Consider the following 1,047-nt stretch of genomic DNA (forward strand, 5'->3'; position numbering starts at 1 on the left):
CAAGTCCCTCGCCGACTACCTCACGAAGATCACCCCATCAGCCACCAACAACCAGCCGCAGACTTAACCCTGAGATTTCCGGCGCATCACACTAGTGCTGCTCCGCGGAAGTTCGTGGAGGGGTGTTGGTCAGGTGAGGGGTTCGCCGAGGTAGAGGGTGCATGCGCAGTCGAGGGCCTCTTCGGGTGAGCCGGAGGGCAGGCCGCTGGGCAGGATGCTGTCCTCGTAGCGACCGCTGCTGGCGAGGTAGAGCGCGAACCCCCAGGTGTGCAGGACTCCACCGAAACGCAGCCGGCACAGGGGCAGCTGTTCCTGTGCCGGCAACTGGCCGTCTACGTAGGCGAATCCTGTGCGGAAGCGGACGGTGACGCCGTTCAGCTGTGGCCAGTGTTCCTTCGCGTGGGCCGCCAGTCGTTGGCGGAGGTGATGCTGCATGGACTCGGGCGGGTTCTTCGGCACGGCCCCCATCCTGCCCGGCCCATCGGCCACACGCCATGATCGTCTCTCGGGGTGGTCGTCGGGCGGGGTGGGATGGCGGGAAGCGGGCAGGCGGTCGTGGTCGAGCTGGACGCGGGGGTCCGCGAGCGGTTGATCCGCACGGTGACCGCGGTCAAGTCCCAGGTCCGGCAGGTGATGCGGGCCAGGATCGTGCTCGCAGCGGCGGACGCGGAGAGCAACGGGGCCATCGCCCGGGAGCTGGGAGTGAGTGTGAACACGGTCCGCAAGTGGCGGGGCCGGTTCGCTGTTCTGGGCCCGGACGGGCTGGCCGATGCCGCCCGTCCGGGTCGTCCGCGGCGCTATGGCCCCGAAGTGCGGGTTGCCATCGTCGCCGCGGCCACCAGCGCGCCCCCGCATCCGGAGTCGACCTGGTCCCACCGGACGATCGCCACGCAGGTCGCGGGCACGGTCTTCGCGGCGGTCTCACCGTCTCAGGTCGGCCGGATCCTGGCGGCGGAAGATTTCAAGTCCAGTGAGACGGTCGTGACGCTATGAGGTTTGTGGTGTGGGTTCCCGGCGCTTGGCCGGGTCGTTGATCCATGCCTTCTG

At 68.5% G+C, this 1,047-nt stretch carries 1 protein-coding gene and 1 pseudogene; one reads left to right on the plus strand and one right to left on the minus strand.

Features of this window, described 5'->3' with window-relative positions:
• Window positions 1–129: 129 nt before the first annotated feature.
• Window positions 130–459, minus strand: a complete 330-nt coding sequence (locus tag AB0I68_RS39175) for a hypothetical protein (protein ID WP_363182223.1) — start codon at window positions 457–459, stop codon at window positions 130–132.
• A 174-nt stretch (window positions 460–633) separates the two neighbouring features.
• On the opposite strand from AB0I68_RS39175, the pseudogene AB0I68_RS39180 reads away from it, so the two are divergent.
• Window positions 634–993, plus strand: a pseudogene (locus AB0I68_RS39180) (helix-turn-helix domain-containing protein); the annotation flags it as partial.
• Between the last annotated feature and the right edge of the window lie 54 nt (window positions 994–1,047).

It is taken from the genome of Streptomyces sp. NPDC050448, assembly GCF_040655295.1.
Lineage (GTDB): Bacteria > Actinomycetota > Actinomycetes > Streptomycetales > Streptomycetaceae > Streptomyces.